Raw genomic sequence first — 20,935 nt, 5'->3', positions numbered from 1 at the left:
ATGTCCATGCAGATCTTCGGTGTGGACATCGGCGGTTCCGGCATCAAGGGCGCTCCTGTGGACCTGGAGCGCGGCGAGCTCGCGCAGGAGCGCCACAAGGTACTGACACCGCACCCGGCCACCCCCGAAGGGGTGGCCGGCTGCGTTGCGGAGGTGGTCGGGGCCTTCTCCTGGAAGGGCCCGGTCGGCGTCACCTTCCCGGGCGTGGTCACGAACGGCGTTACCCGCACGGCCGCCAACGTGGACAAGGGATGGGTCGGCCTGGACGCCGCCGCCCTGCTGTCCTCCCGGCTCGGCGGCCGACCCGTCACCGTCCTGAACGACGCGGACGCGGCCGGCGTCGCCGAGGTGACCTACGGGGCGGGACGCGGGGTCGCCGGCACGGTCCTGCTGCTCACCCTGGGCACCGGCATCGGCAGCGCCCTCTTCCGGGACGGGCACCTGGTGCCGAACACCGAGCTGGGGCACTTGGAGCTGAAGGGCCACGACGCGGAGACGCGCGCCTCCGTCAAGGCCAAGGAGGACGGGGACCTCAGCTGGGAGCGCTGGGCGCACCGGCTGTCGAGGTACCTGGCCCACGTGGAGATGCTGTTCTCGCCCGACCTCTTCGTCCTCGGCGGCGGCGTCAGCCGCAAACCGGAGAAGTTCCTGCCGCTGATCGAGGGCGTCCGCGCGCCCGTCGTCCCCGCGAAGCTCCAGAACAACGCGGGCATCGTGGGCGCGGCGATGGCGGCGCGGGACGCCGGGTCCTAGTCGGTCTACGCGGTACTGCTGCGCCGGGCCGCGGCAGCCCGGCGGCGGCCGCTCAGCGCGGCCCGGCGCACCAGGGCGATCAGGGCGGCGACCAGCGTGCCGGCGTAGAGCCACCCGGCGTGCAGGGACAGCGCCGACACCACCCCCATGAGCTGCCCGCCGAAGCCGCCGGAGCCGCCCGAGACGGGCCACACCCCGGCGGCGAAGGCGATCGGGGCGGAGACGGGCGCGGTGATCAGGTCGGCGGGCCGGACCCACAGGGCGGCGGCCGCGGCGACGGGGAGGAAGAGCAGCCCGTAGACGAAGAGCGAGGAGTCGAACAGCAGCCAGCAGACCCCCGCGACCAGCAGCATCGCGGCGCAGGCGAACAGCCCGCCGCCGAGCCCGGTCAGCCGCGGCCGGGGCAGCCGCCGGGCCGCGGGGGGCCGGGGGCGCCGCGCCTGTGGGTGAGGTACCGAACGCATCCTGTATTGCTCCACGGGACCAAAGTAGGCGGGCGCCGCCGCTCAGGGCCTCCCGGACACGCGTACAACCACGTCCGCTCATCGGAAAGTAAACTGTCCGACGGCCCACTCCGGGCCGCCGCCCCCTCCAGCTACGGGAAGTCGCCAACGTGTCGCTCACGATCGGAATCGTCGGCCTGCCGAATGTCGGCAAGTCGACCCTGTTCAACGCCCTGACCAAGAACGACGTGCTGGCGGCCAACTACCCGTTCGCCACCATCGAGCCGAACGTCGGCGTCGTCGGTGTCCCGGACTCGCGTCTGGCCGTCCTCGCGGGCATCTTCGGCTCGCAGAAGGTCCTCCCGGCGACGGTGGACTTCGTCGACATCGCGGGCATCGTGCGCGGCGCCTCCGAGGGCGAGGGCCTCGGCAACAAGTTCCTCGCGAACATCCGTGAGTCGGACGCGATCTGCCAGGTCATCCGTGCCTTCAAGGACGAGAACGTCGTCCACGTCGACGGCAAGGTCTCGCCCAAGGACGACATCGAGACGATCAACACCGAGCTGATCCTCGCCGACCTCCAGTCGATCGAGAAGGCGGAGCCCCGCCTGACGAAGGAGTCCCGCCTCCAGAAGGAGAAGGTCGCCGTCCTGGCGGCCGTCGTCGAGGCCAAGAAGATCCTCGAAGCGGGCGACACCCTCTTCTCGAAGGGCATCACCAAGGGCACCGAGCGCGGTGACCTCCTCCACGAGCTGCACCTCCTCACCACGAAGCCGTTCCTGTACGTCTTCAATGTGGACGAGGACGAGCTGACGGACGAGGCCTTCAAGGACGAGCAGCGCGCGCTGGTCGCCCCGGCCGAGGCCATCTTCCTGAACGCGAAGCTGGAGCAGGAGCTCATCGAGCTCGAGGACGACGAGGCCCTCGAACTCCTCCAGTCGGTCGGCCAGGACGAGCCGGGCATGGCCACCCTGGGCCGCGTCGGCTTCGCCACCCTGGGCCTCCAGACGTACCTGACGGCCGGCCCGAAGGAAACCCGCGCCTGGACGATCAAGCAGGGCGCCACCGCCCCCGAGGCCGCCGGCGTCATCCACACCGACTTCCAGCGCGGCTTCATCAAGGCGGAGGTCATCTCCTTCGCCGACCTGGTCGACTGCGGCTCGGTGGCCGAGGCCCGCGCGAAGGGCAAGGCCCGCATGGAGGGCAAGGAGTACGTCATGCAGGACGGCGACGTGGTGGAGTTCCGCTTCAACGTGTAGTCGATTCGTTACCATGTGTTAGTAGTTTCGTCAAACGTGCAGGTCGGAAGGGGTCGGACTCTGTTGAGTCCGACCCCTTCCGCATTCCCGTGCTGACCTGGTGCTGACTTGGAATCGCGGTGTCGGTCCGAGTGGCCCGGCGCGCGAGGGGATGCGGGGTCAGGAGTGGGGGACCGCCGTGGCGAGGACCACCTCGAATTCCTCCAGGCTGCGGGTGGTCACGTGGGCCTTCGTCGCGGCCTCTCCGCGGACCGCCGCGACGGCGCCGCGGGATGCCACGAGTGCGTCGCGGTCGGTGTAGAGCGCGCCGACGGCGGCTCTGCCTCGATCGCGGTCGATGAGCAGGGAGATGCCGGCCAGTCCGGGAATCTTCTGGACCTTGGGCAGTGACGTGTCGCGGAACGTGTCCACCAGCAGGTCGATGTCGGGCGGCTCGACGTCCATGCGGACCAGCCGGAATCCCGCGCCCGGCCCGAGTTCCTCTGCGCGCCGGGCGACCGCCGCTTCCCAGTTGTCGACCGTCACGGTCTGCGCGAAGGGCGCCATCATCTCGGCCCGCCGCTTGCTCAGGTTCTCGTAGCTGGCCTGCCGGGAGGCCTCGTCCTCCCACCACGATCCCACCAGGAGCTTGCCGAGCTCGCGGTCGGCGAACAGACCCATCCCGCGAAAGCCCGGCTGCGTCGACAGCAGCGCCCGCCCGTCGGTCCGGAGAGCCTCGGCGACCCCGTCGAGCTCGGCCGGATCACCCGTTGCATAGATGCTGCGAACGTACATAGCGCCCTTTCCTGCCTTCCGGTGGCCCCGCGCGGGCTCATGTTCCCCACTCCATGCGATGGCCGGGGCGGATGGGGGTCAACGTGGCAGGGGCATTCAGGTGAAGAGGCGGGCCGTCACTGGGCGCGCATGCCTCCTGGTGAGCAACCAAATGCGAATTGTTACTTTCATTGGGCGCTTGATATCCTGCGCTCAATGAAAGTGTCGCCGAGCCTGCTACCCATCCTCCGATCCCGTATGCAAGGCGAGCTCCTCGCGCTCGTGCTCCTCCACCCGGAATGCGAGTACAGCATCACCGAGCTCGCCGCTGACGTCGGCGTGACGCCCACGGCTGTCCTGCGAGAGGTCGACCGGTTGGCCGGCGGGGGCATCCTGGCTGATCGGCGCGTGGGGCGCAGTCGCCTCGTCAGGGCCCGCACAGATACTCCGCTGTACCGTCCGCTGAGCGAGCTCATGTCTGTCTCCTTCGGCCCCGTGCCCGTGCTCACCGATGCGCTGGCCGGACTCGAAGGTGTGAAGCGGGCCTATATCTACGGCTCTTGGGCCGCTCGGTACAAGGGTGAGCCGGGGCCGCCGCCCGCCGATGTGGATGTCCTCGTCGTGGGTGCCCCCGATGCCGACGCGCTCTTCGACCTTGCCGAGGAGGCGTCCCGACGCCTGCGTCGTGAGGTCAACGTCCACCGGGTCTCCGTCGAGGTGTGGGAGGCCCCTACAGACGATCCGTTCCTCACCAGCGTTCGCGAACGTCCGCTGGTCCAGCTGAACCTTGACCTGGAGTCGCAATGACGCGCTGGAATCAAGGCCGGTCGACGGTCGATGCGCTCATCGGCGGTGGCCAGCTCGAACGCGTACCAGCTTCCCATCAGGCCGCCGAGGCGGAACTGGTCCGGGCGCGTACGCACGTCGGCTCCGCGCGACAGTTGGCGGCCACGGACCCGGAGGGCGCGTACACGCTGGCCTATGACGCCGGGCGCAGAGCATTGGCCGCGGTATTGCAGAACCAGGGGCTGCGCGCGACCAGTCGTGGTGGCCATACCGTCATCTACGAGGCCGTACGAGCGCAGCTCGACCCGCCGCTCGGGTCCATCCTGCGTCCCTTCAACCGCATGCGAGCCCGGCGCAACGAAGTCGAGTACCGGTCGTCGGAGGCCCCCACCGTGACGCCGCAGGAGGTTGCGGCCGACCTGGCGAAGGTGGAGGCACTCATCGAGCTCGCGGAGAAGGCGATCCCGAACATGCCGCGCTACTGAGGCCCCGATCGGCTGCCCGGTCTTCGAAGGGCATGAACAATCGGCGCATGGACGTCGTCGGGATACTTGAAGCCGCCTCGCTGCTGGTGCCCGAAGACGTCGCCACCGGCAACGACATCACGGTCTCCGATGTCTGGGACTACCTCGCGCACGACGAGTGGGAGCTGGCGCTCGACCTGCTCCAGGAGCTGGGCGGTGGATGGGCCGCGCCGCCAGGCTTCTGGGAGGACGACGGGGCGCCCGAGCTGGACATCGCCCGGGTGTGGGTCGAGTTCGCTCCTGGCCTCCCTCCCGGCGCTCGGGCTCCGGTGCGCCTCTTGCCACTGAACCCGGTGCGGTGGAGTCACCTTGCCCCGGGTGATCGGATCACTCTGTACGAGTGCGCTGTGTCCGGCGGGACGGCGTCGATCTTGGAGGTCCGACTTCCGGGAGTGCAGGGGGAGCTTGTTCTCCCGTGCTGATTCGGTGCTGACTGGCCCCCTCGGATACCGCGTTTCCGCAGGTGGGAGCGTTGTAGTGTACGTTCCGCTTCAACGTCTAATACGTCCGGCGAAAGGCCGTCTGACCTGCGACGGAGCGGGCTGGGCAGCCTTTGCTGTCCGCGCAGAGTCCGCAGCGTGCCCGCCTGATCTCGATCCGCGGGTCCTGGGGCCTTGTTCGTTTCCAAGCGGCCAGTGCCACCACGAAGGAGGCAGCACTCCAGCCGTTGTCAGAGACCAATTGGATGACGTCCAGCAGACCGCCCATCTGCCCGGGCTCGGGAGGGTGTTCCTGGAGCGTCAGTGAGGACGACCTGCGGACGTCTGTGTCTGCCTGAAGCCAATTGTGCAGTGAGCGCAGCTCGTCAGCTGCCTCCACATGTTGGCGCTCTCGTCCACCTCCATCGTCTGACAGAGCGTGTCTCCTGGTGTGCGTTTGGCTCATTACCGCTCTTACCTGGTGGGGAATGAGTGGGGGTCAATGGCGGGTACACCCCGATTACGGGCGGGATGACCAGCCGTTGGCGAAGTCGCAGTGGAGGTCCGTCCAGCGGCGAAGCTCGGCGGGGGTGTGGCTGGGGTAGCCGAGGCGTCCCACGCCTTTGACCCAGTGGTCCCAGAGGCCGCCGGGCTCCGTGAAGCGGTCGGCGTGGTGGGTACCGAGGAGGGCGTCGAGGCGGAGGAGGGCGCCCAGGGCGGCGGGCTGGTCGTAGTACAGGTCGGTGCGGGGGAGGTAGCGGTCGAGGTAGGCGGTGAGGATCTCGACGTCCGCGTGCGTGCCGAAGCGGGCCAGGGCGAAGCAGTAGGCGCCGCCGGAGTAGCAGACCTCGCTGGCCAGCAGCAGGTCGCCGATGCGTGCCCGGAACCGGTCGCGGCGGTCGACGCCGATCAGCCAGGCGGCGGTGAGGCGCGAGCGCCATTCGTACCCGAGGAGGGCTTCCAGTTCCTCGTCGGTGATCGCGGCGGCGTCATCGAGCAGGTGTCGGGTGAAGCGGGTGGTGTGCCACCACCGGGGGCTCAGGAAGCGCCCGCCGTTCAGTACGAGGTAGCGCGGGAGGCCCGCGTACATCCTCGTCACGTAGCTCTCGACCACATGGCCGTAGCCGATTTCCTCGGGGTGCTGGGACGGCATCGGTCACCTCTCCGGGTACAGGTCGGTACGGTCGATCCAGGTGGGGGCGACGAAGATGTCGTCGCCGACGGGGGCTTCGGAGGCCTCCAGTAGCGACCACGTGCGGGCCTCGTCGACCAGGTGCTCCCAGGGCGCGGCCCAGTCGAGTTCCCAGTCCAGGGCGGTGCCGGAGATGCCGTACGTGCGGCCGGCGTCCACCCGCCAGAACTGGCAGTAGAGAATCACCTGGGCGTGGTCGGCCAGGTCGTTGACGATTTCGGTGAAGTGGGCCGAGGGCCAGCCGGGGGCGTCATCCGCAGCAGTGGCTCGTAGGCGCGCGGTGAGCGGCGGGACGACGGGGCTGCGGGCGCCGAGTTCCGTCAGGGCCCAGCGGATGCCGTCGGGCTCGGTCCAGTCCGGCGGGGTGGCCCGGTCCAGGCAGGCGCGGTAGGCGCGGCGCAGGGGCTCGACCGCGTCGTCGATCTCCAGGCTCGCCAGGGCGATCGCAGCCCACTCGCGGACGGTCGGGTTGTCGCTGTCCAGCAGTCCGATGAGCGCGGGGCCGCAGCGGGGGTCGCCCACCTCCTCGAAGACCTCGATTGCAGTCAGCTGACCGAAGCCACCGAGGGAGGGGAGTCCGTCGATGATGGCGGGTATGGCTTCCGAGCCCATCCAGATCAGTTCCGCGCGGGCGTCGTAGGACGCGCCGGCCTCGCCGTCGAGCTGCTGGACGAGTTGCTCGATGCGGGAGGTCATGACGCCGGGTGGTCGCGGCGCCAGAAGGTGGGGAGCCACCAGCAGAGCACCGAGCGGTCGTCAGGCCACGGGGCGCGTTCGTCCGCGTCCCAGTCCTCGAAGGAGTCGCGCGTCAGGTCGATGGGGCGCCAGGCGGGGTCGAGCGGCTCGTCCGCGGCCGGCGGGCGGACGTACTGGAGGCCGTGCTGGTCGCAGGCGCCGAAGTCCTGGTAGTTTCGCTGGGCCTCGATCAGAGAGACCTTGTTCGCTCCGCCGTCCATGGTCGGCCAGCGGAACTGGACCCCGTCGTCCTCCCAGAAGCAGACGGGGCAGATCTCGTAGGAGCCGGGCATGTCGTCGAGCACGCAGTGCCCGCAGCAGGGACAGGGGTAGGAGTCGCTCACCTGCGCAGTCTCGTTGCAGGTCCCGCCGGTGTGCCATGGATTTCTCTGCCTCGGCGTACCCATCCAGTCCGCAGCCAGTCCGCAGGACACCCGTAAACAGCCGTCGGGAGTCAATGCATGCCAACGAGGAAATCCCAGGTCAGGGCCCTGGATAGGGCTCCGTCGCAGGTCAGGATCAGCCCGCAGACATTCCGCTTCAACGTCTGAGTGTGTGAATGAGCACCACGTCGCTCACTGGGTAAACCCGCAGGCCAGAAGGGCCCACCTCCTCGGAGGTGGGCCCTTGGCTTTTCCCGTGCCGGGACGGTGCCCGGCATGGCTGACCATCCATCAGTCGTTCCCCCTTCCGAAAGACGCCGAGAGTGGTACGTTATTAGGTACCACTTGATGGAAGAGGTCGGGACATGTCCATAACCGCGAGCGAAGCCCGCAAGGAACTCTTTCCGCTGATCAAGAAGGTCAACGAGAACCACGAGGCCATCGAGATCGTCTCGAAGCACGGCAACGCCGTGCTCGTCTCGGCCGAGGACTACGCGGCCCTGCGCGAGGGCTCATACCTGCTGCGATCCCCGGCGAACGCTCGTCGGCTGCTCAAGGCCTACGAGAACGCCCTGGCCAACATCAACGTGTCGGAGCGCGAGCTGATCGATCCGGAGTCGGCGGACGCTGGTACGGGTGCCGCGTGAGGCTTGTCTTCGAGGATCAGGGCTGGGAGGACTACACGTCCTGGCTCAAGAACGACCGCAAGATGCTCGCCCGGATCAACAAGCTCATCGAGGACGTCAGGCGTGACCCGTTCTCAGGGATCGGCAAGCCCGAACCTTTGAAGTACCACCTGCCCGGGGCGTGGTCGCGGCGGATCGACGACGAGCACCGCCTCGTCTACCTGGTGACGGACAAGGAGATCGTCATCCTCGCGGCTCGGTACCACTACTGACCGCCTGTGCTGGGATGATGCTGGGAGAGGGCCCTCCAAAATGACGTTTCCGCAGGTCGAAGCCCTGTGCTCGACGCTCCGCTTCAACGTCTGATCGCATCCCCAGAGCTGGCCTGACCTGTGAAGGCACGGGTCAGGCCCTCTGCTGTCCGCAACAGCCCGCAGAGCTCCGGCGTCGTTTCCTTGCCCCGTGCTGGAGTGCCGGGTCCGTGGTCCGGCACCGAGCGGTTCACGTGTCGTAGATGGTGGATCGGTGTCCGACGTGGACGACCCCCACCGCCAGTTCTCCGTTGCCGATCGTGTAACTGATGCGGCAATTGCCCACTCGGAGGCGACGGCGGTCGGGCTGGGATGCGAGAGCCGTGGTGCTGAGGCCGTGCGGTAATCACTTGCGTGGTGCTCATTCACTGCGTGTCGGTGTTTCCCCATGACGTCCTCGCCGGGATGCCGGCCGCCGGGCTCGCCATGCGCTCGTTGATGATTCGGTTGATCTCGCGGTCTTCCCATTCCCGGTAATCGCGGAGCGTCTCGATCGATACCACGGCGGCGAGCTGCTTGCCCCGCCGGGTGATCGCGGAGGGTGCGTCGTTGCGGTCGGCTCGCTCCTCGGCTGATGGTTCGAGCATCGGCTCGAAGGTGGAGTCCTCGTCGGCGGGGGTGTGGGGGAGGTAGCCGTCGGGGAGGGTGCGGGCTGCTGTGGTGAGGAGGCGGGTCAGGACGTCCTCGTCGGTGGCCGGGGGGAGGCGGAGGGCGGTGAGGAGGCGGTCGCGGGTGGCGGGGTGGTCCGGGTTGTCCTCGAGGTAGTCGGCGTTGAGGGCCGGGGGGCGGAAGCCCGCCAGGGCGTCGTGCCAGGACGGGAGGACGACGGCCAGGGTCAGGGCCTCGGCGAGGGACTCGGCGAGGAGGGAGGCCCGGCCCTCGGAGTCGGTGTAGAGGACCGGGCGGGGGCCGCCGGGGGTGGCCGGGCCGCAGAGGTAGTGGGTGCCGCCCGCGCCGCAGCCCGCTACGGGCTCCACCGGGAGGCCGTTGGGCAGGGCGATCTCCTCGATCGGGTCGGTGCGGTCGAGGTCGAACTCGCCGTCGCAGGCCAGGTAGGAGGCGACCTCGGGGTGCGAGGCGATCCGGGCGAGCAGTGCCTCGTCCGAGAGGGCGGCCGGGTTGAGGGCCCGGGCGAGTGCGGGGGTGAGGGGGTGGCCGGCGAGGACGTGGCGGATCGCGTCGAGGGGGACGGGGCGCTCGTAGTAGTCCTCGAAGTGGGCCTGGACGGCCTCGGGGGAGCGGTCGGTGAGGAGGGGGAAGAGGAAGCCGGAGCCGTCCGGGTCCTCGCTGCCGGCGGGGAAGGCGATGGACGAGCCGGTGCGCCAGGCCGTGTCGTGAGGCTCCCGCCACAGGCAGGCGGTGACCCGGGGTGCGTCGATGCCCTCGTCCCGGAAGGCGGGTTCGTCCAGGAGCGGGCGCAGCGCGGGCGGTACGTCGTCCAGGACACCGGGCCAGACCTGCTCGTCGTCCGTCGCGTACGGGCTCATCGCCGACTCGTGGTCGAAGCCGCGTACGAGGACGCCGGCCGGGGTGAAGAGGACGGAGAAGTCGTCCCCCGAGCCGTTGTCCATCAGGGCCGCTTCCTGGTCGGGGCCCCAGGCGGTGTCGAAGGTGTGGCAGCGGAGCTGGGGATCGTCTCCGATCGCCGCGTCCAGGACGGCCAGGGCGCGCAGGTGGGTGCGGAGCTGGGCGGGGTCGGGGAGGAGGGCGGCGGTCTCGTGCACGGAGGTCATGGCGTCATCGAAGCAGGTGGCACTGACGGTCAGGTGGCTCTCAGGGCGGCCAGGAAGTCCAGGCGGGTTTCCAGGCGGCTCAGGTCGCGGCCCGTGAGGTGTTCGATGCGGGCGAGGCGTTGGCGCAGGGAGTTCACGTGCAGGTGGAGCCGGGCGGCGCAGGCGGTCCAGGAGGCGTCGCAGTCGAGGAACGTCTCCAGGGTGGTCAGCAGCTCCGTGCGGTGGCGGCTGTCGTGGTCGCGCAGGGGGCCGAGCAGGCGGTCGGCGAAGGCGCGCCGGGCCTCGGCCGGGATGAGGGGGAGCAGCGACAGGATGTGCGAGGTGAGGTCGTCGGGGCCGCGGACGGTCACGCGCCCGGGGCCCTCGTGGGCGACCCGCAGGGCGTGGCGGGCCCCGGCGAGTGCCCGGCGGGCGTTCCCGGGCTCCTCCACCGGGGAGCTGACGCCGACGGAGACGCTGTCCGTCGGGCCGAGCCAGCGCGCGAGCGCCGCGGAGAGCGTGCGCTGGAGGGCGGCGCAGTCGAGGGCCGGTTCGGGGAAGGCGTCCGTGGGGTCGGGCACCAGGACGAAGAGGACGGCCTGTCCGTCGTGGACGGTGGAGGCGATGTCCTGCGGCGACACCGGCACCGGGCCGTCCGCCCGCACCAGGGCCTCCTCCAGCAGCACCCGCAGGGCCGCGGCGGGGACGGGGCGGCCCGCCCGCCACTCTCCCGCGGCGACCACGAACAGGCAGCGCGGCCAGGTGTCGACGCCGCTGACGATGCTCTGCGCGGTGCTGCGCAGCCGGACGGGGATCTCCTCGGCCGGGACGTCGCTGTGCAGCAGGTCGAGGGAGCGGCGGGCCAGGTCGTGGAGCGCGGCCTTCGCCCGTTCGTGCGCGGACCGGGCGTCGGCGAGCAGTTCGACGATCCGGTCGAGGAGTTCCACGTCCGGTGCGGGCCAGTGGGAGGTGTCGGCCTCCACGACGAGCAGCCAGTCGCCCAGCTCGGCGGCGTGCTCGGGCCCGGTGGACCCGGGTACCGGCACGAGGGAGTAGAGCCGGTTCCCTACCGTGACCCGGTGGGGAGCGGTCTCGCGTGCGCGGCGGGCCGCGAGGTAGCGCGCGGCCACGGCCGGCGCCGTTCCGGCGCGCAGCGCAGGGCGGGCCCCGGCGATCTGCCGTCCGGTCGCGGACAGGACGCGCACGTCGTGGCCGAGCGTCTCGCGCAGGAGCTCCAGTACGGAGTCGGGGGCGCCCCGGTCGGCGAGGAGCCGGCGGTGGCGTTCGACCACGGCGGCGAGGCCGTCGACGTCCAGGCGGTCCCGGCGGTCCCGGTGGTCGCGGAGGCGGTGGAGATCGGGGCGGTCCCCGAGGTCAGGGCGGCGCAGCCGCCGCATGACGTGTTCGGTGACCGCCGCGAACGAGGTCTCCGGCCGTACGGCGAGCAGCGGGAGGCCGTGCCGCCGGCAGGCGCGGACGAGGTCGTCCGGGACGAGCCCGTGTTCGACCTCGCCCGCGGCGAGGGCCACGACGCCCGCCCGCCGGAGGATGCGTACGAACGGCTCGGCGTCCCCGTCCGCACGCCACCAGGCGAGCCCGGTGAGGACCAGCTCGCCGCCGCCCAGGAAGCGGCCGGGGTCGGCCAGGTCGATGGTCGGGACGGCCGATACGGATCGATCGAGCACGCCCTCGCCGGCGTCCGGACCCACGAGCAGCAGCAGCCCCAGCTCGTCGGTGTCCAGGAGTTCGCGTAGCCGCATGATCGCCACTCTCTCACGCCGGGCCGTGAGGTGACGGGGAATCAGTGCAGTTCACAGGCTTGGGGAAGGAGGAAAGCATGCTTGTGCACAGGTGTGGGGGAAGGCGGTTTCGAGGGATCGGTGACTGCCTGGTCCCCATGATCGAGCTGTCTACTTCTGGACGTGCGGCCGACAGCGACTTCGGGCCATCGACGGTGTGCCCGTGTCCGTCCCCGCCGCTCCCGCGCCGACGAGCGTGCCGCCCACGGGGGTGGCGGCACCGGCGGACGGCGGGGGCGGTCCTGCCGCCGCACGGGTCACGAGAACATCCTGGACGCGGTCCGCCCGGCCGCGGCCCGCCAGGAACATCAGGAAGAGGCGGTCTGATCATGGCTGGCACCACCACCGGCATCCCCACCGACGTCACCCAGGGCTCCCGGACCAAGGGCGGCATCGGCGAGTCCACGCTCCGCCCGGACGGCACCCTGAAGGTCACCGGCGAGTTCGCGTACTCCTCCGACATGTGGCACGAGGACATGCTGTGGGGCCAGACCCTGCGGTCCACGGTCGCGCACGCCGAGATCGTGTCGATCGACGTCTCCGAAGCCCTGACCGTGCCGGGCGTCCACGCCGTGATGACGTACGAGGACCTGCCCGCCCCGATGAAGTACTACGGCATGGAGTTCCAGGACACCCCGGTCCTGGCGCACGGCAAGGTCCGCCACCACGGCGAACCGGTCGCCCTGGTGGCCGCCGACCACCCGGAGACCGCCCGCCGCGCCGCCGCGAAGATCAGGATCGAGTACCGGGAGCTGCCGCTCGTCACGGACGAGGCCTCCGCCCTCGCCCCCGACGCCGTACTCGTCCACGAGGGCCGCGACGACCACCACGCCGGTCACGTCCCGCACCCCAACATCGTGCACCGCCAGCCGGTCGTCCGCGGCGACGTGGCGGCGGCCCGCAAGCGCGCCGACGTCATCATCACCGGCGAGTACACCTTCGGCATGCAGGACCAGGCCTTCCTCGGCCCGGAGTCCGGCCTCGCGGTGCCGTCCGAGGACGGCGGCGTGGACCTGTACGTGGCCACCCAGTGGCTGCACTCGGACCTCCGGCAGATCGCCCCGGTCCTCGGCCTGCCCGAGGAGAAGGTCCGTATGACGATGGCCGGGGTCGGCGGCGCGTTCGGCGGCCGCGAGGACATCTCGATGCAGATCCTCGCCTCCGTGCTCGCCCTGCGCACGGGCAAGCCGGTGAAGATGGTCTACAACCGCTTCGAGTCCTTCTTCGGTCACGTCCACCGGCACCCGGCGAAGCTGTACTACGAGCACGGCGCCACCCGCGACGGCAAGCTCACGCACATGAAGTGCAGGATCGTCCTCGACGGCGGCGCCTACGCCTCCTCCACGGCCTCCGTCGTCGGCAACGCCGCGTCCCTCTCCGTCGGCCCGTACGTCATCGACGACGTCGACATCGAGGCGATCGGCCTCTACACGAACACCCGCCGTGCGGCGCGATGCGCGGTTTCGGCGCCGTCCAGGCCTGCTTCGCGTACGAGGCCCAGATGGACAAGCTGGCCGCCAGGCTGGGCATGGACCCGGTCGAGTTCCGTCAGCTCAACGCGATGGAGCAGGGCACGCTCATGCCGACCGGCCAGGTCGTGGACTCGCCGGCCCCGGTCGCCGAGCTGCTGCGCCGGGTCAAGGAGCGTCCGCTGCCGCCGGAGCGGCAGTGGGAGGCGGCCGACGGCGAGGCCGATGTGCGCGCGCTGCCGGGCGGCCTGTCCAACACCACGCACGGCGAGGGGGTCGTGCGCGGCATCGGCTACGCCGTCGGCATCAAGAACGTCGGCTTCTCCGAGGGCTTCGACGACTACTCGACGGCCAAGGTGCGCCTGGAGGTCATCAACGGCGAGCCCGTCGCGCTGGTCCATACGGCCATGGCGGAGGTCGGCCAGGGCGGTGTCACCATCCACGCGCAGATCGCCCGTACCGAGCTCGGCGTCCAGCAGGTCACCATCCACCCGGCCGACACCCAGGTGGGGTCGGCCGGTTCGACCTCCGCGGGCCGTCAGACGTACATGACCGGCGGATCCATCAAGAACTCCTGCGAACTCGTACGGGAGAAGGTCCTGGAGATCGGCCGGCGCAAGTTCGGCTCGTACCACCCGGCGTGGGCCACCGCCCGACTCCTCCTGGAGGGCGGCAAGGTCGTCACCGACGACGGCGAGGTCCTCGCCACCGTCGTGGACGTCCTGGAGGACGAGGCCGTCGAGGTCGAGGCGGAGTGGCGCCACCGCCCCACCGAGGCCTTCGACCTGGTCACCGGCCAGGGTGACGGCCACGTCCAGTACTCCTTCGCCGCGCACCGCGCCGTCGTGGAGGTCGACACCGAACTCGGCCTGGTGAAGGTCGTCGAACTGGCCGTCGCCCAGGACGTGGGCAAGGCGATCAACCCGCTGTCCGTCATCGGACAGATCCAGGGCGGCACCGTCCAGGGCCTGGGCGTCGCCATCATGGAGGAGATCATCGTGGACCCGAAGACCGCGAAGGTGCGCAACCCCTCCTTCACGGACTACCTGCTCCCCACCATCCTCGACACCCCGACGATCCCGGTCGACTACCTCGAACTCGCCGACCCCAACGCCCCGTACGGGGTGCGCGGCATCGGCGAGGCCCCGACCCTGTCGTCCACCCCGGCCGTCCTCGCGGCGATCCGCAACGCGACGGGCCTGGAACTGACCAAGACCCCGGTCCGCCCGGAACACCTCACGGGCGGCTGACCGGTACCGACCGAGGGGCCGGCTCTTGGGGGAGCCGGCCCCTCTGCGTTGGTGGTCAGGGAGTCAGGGGCGGGCGAGTTCGGTCAGATCGAGGGTGATCTCGAAGGGCACAGAGCGCTGGAGCGAGCCGCGGAAGATGCCGGCGGGGGCGTAGGCGCGGGTCGGTTCGTCGAGCTCGTAGACGTGGACGACGGGTGCGCCGTCCTCGTCCTCGATGCACCAGTAGTGCGGGATGCCGGCCTCCGCGTACTTGCGGAGCTTGACGGTGCGGTCACGGTGGGCGGACTCGGGGGAGACGACCTCGACGACGAGCCGCACTTCCTCCGGTGCGAACCAGGTCCGGTCGGCGTCGTAGGAGGCGGTGGTCACCAGCAGGTCCGGTTCGGGGCGGTTGCGGGGGTCGAGCTTGACGGTCATTTCGCGGCCGACTCTGGCGTCGGCGGGTGCCTGCTCCATGAGCGCGACGGTGAGCACGGTGACGAGGTGGCCGTGCCACCAACTCCGGGGCCACAACGTGAAAACGAGTGCCCCGTGGATCAGCTCGGTGTGGCGCGGCGCTTCCGGGAGGCGGTCGAGGTCCTCCGCGAACCAGCCTTCCGCGCGCGGCGGGCGCATCCAGTCGGGCAGTGCGGTCATGGCATCACGGTAGCGGCCCGAGGGGCCGGCGCCGGCGGCGACGGACGAAGGGGTCGGCTCCTCAGGGGCCGGCCCCTCGGGTGTTTCCGGGGCGGTGGGGAGCGGATTTGTCGGGTTGGACGGGGGGTCGATTTATTGACTGTTCGTCAGTGATCTTCGGGGGGTCGGCGGTGTGTCATTCGCTTACGTGATATCGCGAATCCGGGGGGCGGCGGGGAGCGGAAGACGGATTCCGGAGCGGGGGTCCGGGGTGGGGGGTCAGGGGGTGGGCGGGGGTGGGCAATGAGGGGCAGGGTGGGCGGAATCGTGTTTGTCGGTTCACGTACGGAATTTATGGTTCCGTATTGTAGGAATGGGGGAGCCCGGGGAGGGGGGATTAGCAGCCAATCGGGGGCGGGGTTTCCGGAAGGGCTGGATTCACCTCTGTTCGGAATGCCCCTCTTCCGGTTCCGGCCGGTGGGGGCGGTGGTCGGTGGGGGTGGACATGCGGGTACATGTGCGGGCGTGTGGGCATCTCAACTCCCCTCGCCCAGGGGCCTGGTGGGCCGGACGTTCCTGCTCTCAAGGCGAGAACGAGCCAACTGGAGAGCCGCTCGGGAGCTGCTTGACGGCCACTTGGGCACCTGTTAGAACAAGTGGCGGAATTCCTGCTCTGCCGCTCGACGGCGGTTGAGCAGGTCGGGGGCATTTCTTGAGGGCAGTTGAACGGGGATCCGCGCCTCGGTAAATGGGGGAAGGCGCGTACCGGCAGCTCAATCGCATGAATGCCGAAATCCTGAAAACGATTTCCGCCGGCCGGTTCTCCCTGCCTGCCGGTGGCTCCCTTGCACTTTCCTTCGCACACCCGGCGCGGGCCGTGGCGCAATTCGTGCGCCGGCCTCGTTGGCTTCTCTTGCCATTCGGTCTATTTGAACGGTGTGGAACGTGAAAGCATATCTGGCCATCTTGCGCATCGGTGACTACCGACTGCTCTGGTCGGCCCTGGTACTCAACCTCCTCGGTGACGGCGCCACCTACGCCGCACTCGCGTGGCTCACGCTCGAAGAGGCCGGCGCCGCCGGTCTGGGCGTGCTGGGCGTCTGTCTCACCCTCCCGGTGATCCTGGGCGGGGCGATCGTCGGACCGCTGCTCGACCGCTTCTCCCGGCGCAAGCTCTTCATCTACGACTCCGTCTTCCGCGGGTTCGTCGTCGGGCTGATCCCCCTGCTGGCCTTCACCGACGCGCTCCACGTCTGGCACCTGTACGTCGTGGCGCTCGTCTACGGCCTGCTGAAGATCATTCCGCTGGCCGGCACCCCCGCCGTCCTGCCGGAGCTCGTCCCCGAGGACAAGCTCCAGGCCGCCTCCGGCCTGGAGTCCACCGCGATGGGCGCCGCCAACGTCATCGGCCCCGCCCTCGGCGCCCTGATGATCACGGCCTGGGGCGCGCCCAACGTCCTGATCCTCGACGCCGCCACCTACCTCCTCTTCGCCTTCCTCATCAGCAGGATCAAGGCCCCGCTCGCCCGCCCCGAGCAGACGGCCCCCGCCGGGGACAAGAACGCCAGGCCGGGCTGGGGACCGGTGTTCCGGCTGATCACCCGCGACCGCTTCCTGCTGGTCCTCACCCTCTCCTTCGGCGCGTTCAACGTGTCGGCCGGAGCCCTCGTCGTGGCGCTGCCCTGGCTCGCCAAGTTCGAGTTCCACAGCGGCCCCGGGGTGCTCGGCCTGATGCTCGCGGTGATGGCGATCGGCGAACTCGTCGGCTCCCTCGTCTCCGGCGCCGTGCAGACCTCCGAGAAGCAGATGCTCCGCATCGGCGTGCTCCAGCTCCTCTCCGGAGCGGTGCTGTTCCTGCTGGTCCCCACCGCCCTGCCGTGGATCCTGCTGGGCCTGGTGCTCAACGGCATCCTGTCCGCGCCCATGACCGTCCTCGGCGGCGTGGTCCGCATGACCCGCGTCCCCAACGAGATGCGCGGCCGGGCCATGACCCTCATGCGCACCGTCATGGCCGGCTCCCTCCCGGCCGGCTCCGCGCTCGGCGGGTTCCTGCTCAGCGGCAGCCACTACACGACGCTGATCTTCGTGGTCGCGGCGCTGGCCGCCGCCCCCGGTGTCCTGACGGTCGTCCTCTTCCGCAACATGCCCTTCCGGCTGGGGGTGACCGCAGCCGATGACCAGCGTGCGAAGAGCAGCTCCGACCCCGACACCGTCCCCTCTGCCTCCTGACGCCGGCCACACCGACGGCGACGCCGTCCTCCTCGTCGCGGACCACCCCCGCACCCGGGACTCCGCGGCCGGAGCCTTCGCCACCGTCCGGCTGCCGGGCGCGGCCACCGGGCACGACCTCGCCGCCTTCGCCGTCCTGCTCCACCGCTACACCGGACAGCGCGGCCTGCGGCTCGACCTGGACCTCGCCGGGCACGGCGCGGGCTCGCTGACCCTCACCGTGGAACCGGAGGAACCCGCCGCGGCCCTGCTGGCGCGGGCCGCGCACGCCGCACCTCAGGGGCCGCCGGCCGCGGCCGCGGTGCGGTACGCCGACCACCCGGTCCCCGAGGGCGCGGACGAGCTCCGGCTCACCCGCGACGGCGCCGACCTGCTCCTCGGCTACCGCACCTCGCTCTTCGAAGCCTCGACCGCCGAGCGCCTCGGCGCGCACCTGCTGCGCGTCCAGGCCTTCCTGGCACGGCAGCCGGAATCTGCCGTACGGGAGGCCGACCTGCTCGGCGACGGCGAACGGGAACTCATCCTCGGCGTCTTCAACGACACCGAGCGGCCCTACCCCGACACCGCCACCGCGCACGGCCTGTTCGAGGAGCAGGCCGCGCGCACCCCCGGCGCCACCGCCGTCACCTGGCCGTCCGGGAGCCTCAGCTACGCCGACACCGACGCCCGGGCGAGCCGGCTGGCCGACGCGCTGCTGGCGGCCGGGGTGCGCGAGGGCGACCGCGTCGGCCTGCGCACCGAGCGCACCGCCGACCTCGTCGTCGGCGCGCTCGGCATCCTCAAGGCCGGCGGCGCCTACCTGCCGCTGGAGGCCGGCGATCCCGCCGAGCGCACCGAGTGGCTGCTCGCCGACTCCTCGGTGCGGGTGCTGGTCGCCTCCGCCGGGCTGCCCCGGGACTTCGCCTTCGACGGCACGGTCCTGGACCCCGGGGCCCCGGCCCCGGTGCGGGGGGTCCCGGCCGGCGGCCGCGGGGCGGCGTCCGGTCTGGCGTACGTCTCCTACACCTCCGGTACCACCGGCAGGCCCAAGGGCGTCGAGGTCACCCACGGCAACCTGGTGCGGCTCGTCACGGGCACGGACTACGTCGCCTTCGGCCCGGACCTGCGCGTCCTGCCGACCGGCTCGATCGCCTTCGACGCCACCACCTTCGAGCTGTGGGGGCCGCTGCTGAACGGCGGCAGCGTCCACCTCGTCGACAGCGACGTCGTCCTCGACGCCCGCTCCCTGGGCCGGGAACTCGAGACGCAGGGCATCACCACCCTGTGGCTGACCTCGCCCCTGTTCAACCAGCTGGTGGAACAGGACGCCACCGCCTTCCGCCCGCTGCGCGAGCTCGTGGTCGGCGGGGACGCCCTGTCCCCGGTGCACATCGCCAAGGTGATGGACGCCTGCCCCGGCCTGGCCCTGGTCAACGGCTACGGGCCCACCGAGAACACCACCTTCTCCCTCACCCACCGGATCGGCCGCGACGACCTCGGCCGCATCCCGATCGGGCGCCCCATCGCGCACTCCACCGCCTACGTGCTCGACGACCTGGGCCGCCTGTGCCCCGTCGGCGTACCCGGCGAGCTGTGCCTCGGCGGCGCCGGGGTCGCCCGCGGCTACCTCGGCCGGCCCGAACTGACCGCGGCGGCGTTCGTCGACGACCCCTTCGCCCCGGCCGGCGGCCGGCTCTACCGCAGCGGCGACCTGGCGCGCTGGCGCCCCGACGGGACCGTCGAGTTCCTCGGCCGCCGCGACCACCAGGTCAAGGTGCGCGGCTTCCGCGTGGAGCCCGCCGAGGTGGAGAAGGCCATGCTCGGCCACCCCGGCGTCGCCGAGGCCATCGTCACCGTCCGGCCCCGGCCCGGCGGGGGCGGCAAGCAGCTCTGCGGCTACTACGCCGGCCCGCTCCGGCCCGGCCCCGAGGAGCTGCGGGACCGGCTGGGTGAGACCCTGCCGGCCCACATGGTCCCGTCGTACCTGGTACCGCTGGACGCCCTCCCGCTGAACCGCAGCGGCAAGGTCGACCGGGGCCGGCTGCCCGAGCCCGACGGCTCGCACCTGCTGGCCCGGGCCGGCTACGTCGCACCGACCGGCGCGACCGAACGGATCCTGGTCGAACTCGCCGAACAGGCCCTGGGCATCCGGGGCATCGGCGTCGCCCACGACCTGCGCGACCTCGGCGCCGACTCGCTCACCGCGACCCTGATCGCGGCGAACGTACGCGCCCGCCTGGGCCGCGACTGCCCCGTCAGCGCCGTCCTGCGCGCCGGAACCCCGGCACGGCTCGCCGCCCTGCTCGAAGGGGCGGCCCCCGACACCGGGCGGCTGATCGAGCGCGCCCCGGACCTGGCGACGTACCCGCTCACCCCCCAGCAGCGCCAGCTCTACTTCGAGCAGATCAAGGACGACCGGGCGGTCCACTACAACGTGCCCGTCACCCTGGAACTGCCCCCCGGCACCGATCCGGACCGCCTCGCACAGGCCCTGCGGCTGCTGGCCGCCCACCACGACGGGCTGCGCACCTCCTTCGTCGTCGAGGACGGCGGGGTCCGGGCGCGCATCGAGCCCGAACCGGCCCTCCAGATCCGCGTCCTCGACGAACCCCCGGGCCCCCTGGCCGAGTTCGTACGCCCCTTCGACCTGGCGCGGGCCCCGCTGTGGCGGGCCGACGTCCACCGCACCCCGGCCGGGGCCACCCTGCGCCTCGACCTGCACCACATCGTCGTCGACGGCTTCTCGCTGACCCCGCTCTTCGAGGACCTCGCGGCGCTGTACGCCGGGGAGGAACCACAGCCCGCCGGACTCCGCTACCAGGACTACGCGCTCTGGCTCGCCGGACCGGCCGGAACGGCCCTGCGCGAGGCGCAGGCCCCCCACTGGCGGAAGGTGTTCGCCACGCCCCCCGACCGGGCGGACCTGCCGACCGACACCGCCCGCCCGCCGCTGCGGGCCCTCGACGGCGACGTCGTGGAGTCCGACCTCGGCCCCGTACGGGCAGCCGCCCTGCGGCAGCTGGCCAGGGACCGCGGGGTCACGCTCTTCGCGGTACTGGCCTCCGCCTACGGCATGCTCCTCGCCGGGCTCAAGGGCACCGCCGACGTCACCGTCGGCACCTCCGCCTCGGGCCGCACCGCCCCCGGACTGCACCGCACGGTGGGCATGTTCGCGCAGACGGTGTGCCTGCGCGCGGACGTGGCAGCCGACCTGACCTACGACGCCTACCTGCGCGGCATCGGCCACGGCGCCGAAGAGGCCTTCGCCCACCAGGACTTCCCCTTCGAGGAGGTCGTCGCCGCCGCCGCGCCCGTACGCGACTACAGCCGGACCCCGCTCTTCGACGCGCTCATCGCCCTGCACAGCGGCCGCTACCTCGCGGCCGAGTTCCAGGGAGTCCGGGTCCCGCTGCGCCTGGAGCACACCGGGCAGACCGTCTTCGACCTCACCCTCCAGATCCACGAGGCCGCCGACACCCTGCGCACGAACTGGAGCTACGCCTCCGCACTGCTGCGCCGCGACACCGTCGAAGGCTGGTGCGGGGCGTTCACCGCACTCCTCGACGCGATCCTCGCCGACCCCTCGGCCACCCTCGCCACCCTGCATCCCGCACTCGTCCGCGCGCCCGCGCTGCCCGCGGCGCCCGACCCCGCCATGGACTTCGACTTCTGACCCAGGCCCGCGACCCCGGCGGCCA

At 71.0% G+C, this 20,935-nt stretch carries 18 protein-coding genes and 2 pseudogenes; 10 read left to right on the top strand and 10 right to left on the bottom strand.

Translation table 11 applies throughout. The features are described 5' to 3' along the window. Positions 1–6 precede the first annotated feature (6 nt). Positions 7–753: a polyphosphate--glucose phosphotransferase gene (gene ppgK, locus OOK31_RS12190; RefSeq protein ID WP_323188209.1), complete on the top strand. Its 747-nt coding sequence runs from the start codon at positions 7–9 to the stop codon at positions 751–753. 5 nt (positions 754–758) lie between these two features. On the opposite strand, the gene OOK31_RS12185 is transcribed toward ppgK, so the two are convergent. Next, the gene (locus OOK31_RS12185; protein WP_267012456.1) at positions 759–1,217 is read right to left on the bottom strand and encodes a DUF6542 domain-containing protein; all 459 of its coding nucleotides are present in this window, start codon (positions 1,215–1,217) and stop codon (positions 759–761) included. 149 nt (positions 1,218–1,366) lie between these two features. On the opposite strand from OOK31_RS12185, the gene ychF reads away from it, so the two are divergent. Further along, complete coding sequence (ychF, locus tag OOK31_RS12180) at positions 1,367–2,455, top strand: redox-regulated ATPase YchF (protein ID WP_267012455.1); 1,089 nt, start codon at positions 1,367–1,369, stop codon at positions 2,453–2,455. A gap of 159 nt (positions 2,456–2,614) precedes the next feature. Here the strand turns inward: ychF and OOK31_RS12175 are convergent, their stop codons facing one another. After that, complete coding sequence (locus OOK31_RS12175) at positions 2,615–3,229, bottom strand: antibiotic biosynthesis monooxygenase (RefSeq protein ID WP_267012454.1); 615 nt, start codon at positions 3,227–3,229, stop codon at positions 2,615–2,617. Between the two features lie 237 nt (positions 3,230–3,466). Between OOK31_RS12175 and OOK31_RS12170 the strand changes: the two genes are divergently transcribed. The 3 genes from OOK31_RS12170 to OOK31_RS12160 are packed head-to-tail and all read left to right on the top strand — an operon-like array spanning position 3,467 to position 4,940. Beyond that, positions 3,467–4,015 (top strand): ArsR family transcriptional regulator, encoded by a 549-nt coding sequence (locus OOK31_RS12170; RefSeq protein WP_267012453.1) that lies wholly within the window; start codon positions 3,467–3,469, stop codon positions 4,013–4,015. After that, on the top strand, positions 4,012–4,479 hold the full coding sequence (locus OOK31_RS12165; RefSeq protein ID WP_267012452.1) for a hypothetical protein: 468 nt from the start codon (positions 4,012–4,014) through the stop codon (positions 4,477–4,479). Before OOK31_RS12170 ends, OOK31_RS12165 begins: the two co-directional genes overlap by 4 nt. Before the next feature lie 47 nt (positions 4,480–4,526). Next, a complete protein-coding gene (locus OOK31_RS12160) occupies positions 4,527–4,940 on the top strand; it encodes a hypothetical protein (RefSeq protein WP_267012451.1) in 414 nt (137 codons plus the stop codon). Between the two features lie 76 nt (positions 4,941–5,016). Here the strand turns inward: OOK31_RS12160 and OOK31_RS39530 are convergent, their stop codons facing one another. Genes OOK31_RS39530 through OOK31_RS12145 form a run of 4 tightly spaced genes read right to left on the bottom strand, consistent with a single transcriptional unit; the run spans position 5,017 to position 7,208 of the window. Beyond that, a complete protein-coding gene (locus OOK31_RS39530) occupies positions 5,017–5,403 on the bottom strand; it encodes a hypothetical protein (protein WP_353962690.1) in 387 nt (128 codons plus the stop codon). 54 nt (positions 5,404–5,457) lie between these two features. Then, complete coding sequence (locus OOK31_RS12155) at positions 5,458–6,090, bottom strand: DUF6000 family protein (protein ID WP_267012450.1); 633 nt, start codon at positions 6,088–6,090, stop codon at positions 5,458–5,460. Positions 6,091–6,093: 3 nt separating this feature from the next. Continuing rightward, positions 6,094–6,825: a HEAT repeat domain-containing protein gene (locus OOK31_RS12150; protein ID WP_267012449.1), complete on the bottom strand. Its 732-nt coding sequence runs from the start codon at positions 6,823–6,825 to the stop codon at positions 6,094–6,096. Continuing rightward, the gene (locus OOK31_RS12145; protein WP_267012448.1) at positions 6,822–7,208 is read right to left on the bottom strand and encodes a CPCC family cysteine-rich protein; all 387 of its coding nucleotides are present in this window, start codon (positions 7,206–7,208) and stop codon (positions 6,822–6,824) included. The genes OOK31_RS12150 and OOK31_RS12145 overlap by 4 nt, the downstream gene beginning before the upstream one ends. A gap of 404 nt (positions 7,209–7,612) precedes the next feature. Here OOK31_RS12145 and OOK31_RS12140 point away from each other — a divergent pair, with 404 nt between their 5' ends. Together OOK31_RS12140 and OOK31_RS12135 are read left to right on the top strand one after the other, a co-directional pair. Continuing rightward, complete coding sequence (locus OOK31_RS12140; RefSeq protein WP_267012447.1) at positions 7,613–7,894, top strand: type II toxin-antitoxin system Phd/YefM family antitoxin; 282 nt, start codon at positions 7,613–7,615, stop codon at positions 7,892–7,894. Continuing rightward, the gene (locus OOK31_RS12135; protein WP_168530032.1) at positions 7,891–8,145 is read left to right on the top strand and encodes a Txe/YoeB family addiction module toxin; all 255 of its coding nucleotides are present in this window, start codon (positions 7,891–7,893) and stop codon (positions 8,143–8,145) included. Before OOK31_RS12140 ends, OOK31_RS12135 begins: the two co-directional genes overlap by 4 nt. Positions 8,146–8,374: 229 nt before the next feature. Here the strand turns inward: OOK31_RS12135 and OOK31_RS12130 are convergent. From OOK31_RS12130 to OOK31_RS12120, 3 genes and pseudogenes are all read right to left on the bottom strand, one after another. After that, positions 8,375–8,527, bottom strand: a pseudogene (locus OOK31_RS12130) (type II toxin-antitoxin system RelE/ParE family toxin); the annotation flags it as partial. A 22-nt stretch (positions 8,528–8,549) separates the two neighbouring features. Beyond that, complete coding sequence (locus OOK31_RS12125) at positions 8,550–8,771, bottom strand: type II toxin-antitoxin system prevent-host-death family antitoxin (RefSeq protein ID WP_267012860.1); 222 nt, start codon at positions 8,769–8,771, stop codon at positions 8,550–8,552. A gap of 1,175 nt (positions 8,772–9,946) precedes the next feature. After that, positions 9,947–11,656, bottom strand: coding sequence for a PucR family transcriptional regulator (locus tag OOK31_RS12120; RefSeq protein ID WP_267012446.1), 1,710 nt, complete (start codon positions 11,654–11,656; stop codon positions 9,947–9,949). 368 nt (positions 11,657–12,024) lie between these two features. On the opposite strand from OOK31_RS12120, the pseudogene OOK31_RS12115 reads away from it, so the two are divergent. Beyond that, positions 12,025–14,414, top strand: a pseudogene (locus tag OOK31_RS12115) (xanthine dehydrogenase family protein molybdopterin-binding subunit). A gap of 63 nt (positions 14,415–14,477) precedes the next feature. On the opposite strand, the gene OOK31_RS12110 reads toward OOK31_RS12115, so the two are convergent. Beyond that, positions 14,478–15,050 carry a Uma2 family endonuclease gene (locus OOK31_RS12110; protein WP_267012445.1) on the bottom strand — a complete coding sequence of 191 codons (573 nt, stop codon included), beginning with the start codon at positions 15,048–15,050 and terminating at the stop codon, positions 14,478–14,480. Positions 15,051–15,974: 924 nt separating this feature from the next. Between OOK31_RS12110 and OOK31_RS12105 the strand changes: the two genes are divergently transcribed. Both OOK31_RS12105 and OOK31_RS12100 read left to right on the top strand, forming a co-directional pair. Then, on the top strand, positions 15,975–17,258 hold the full coding sequence (locus tag OOK31_RS12105) for an MFS transporter (RefSeq protein WP_267012444.1): 1,284 nt from the start codon (positions 15,975–15,977) through the stop codon (positions 17,256–17,258). Continuing rightward, a complete protein-coding gene (locus OOK31_RS12100) occupies positions 17,203–20,910 on the top strand; it encodes an amino acid adenylation domain-containing protein (RefSeq protein WP_267012443.1) in 3,708 nt (1,235 codons plus the stop codon). The genes OOK31_RS12105 and OOK31_RS12100 overlap by 56 nt, the downstream gene beginning before the upstream one ends. The last annotated feature ends 25 nt before the right edge of the window (positions 20,911–20,935 follow it).

It is taken from the genome of Streptomyces sp. NBC_00249 (assembly GCF_026342355.1).
Classification (GTDB): Bacteria; Actinomycetota; Actinomycetes; order Streptomycetales; family Streptomycetaceae; genus Streptomyces.
Note: the sequence above shows the minus strand (reverse complement) of the source record. Positions and strands in the feature narration are given on the sequence as shown.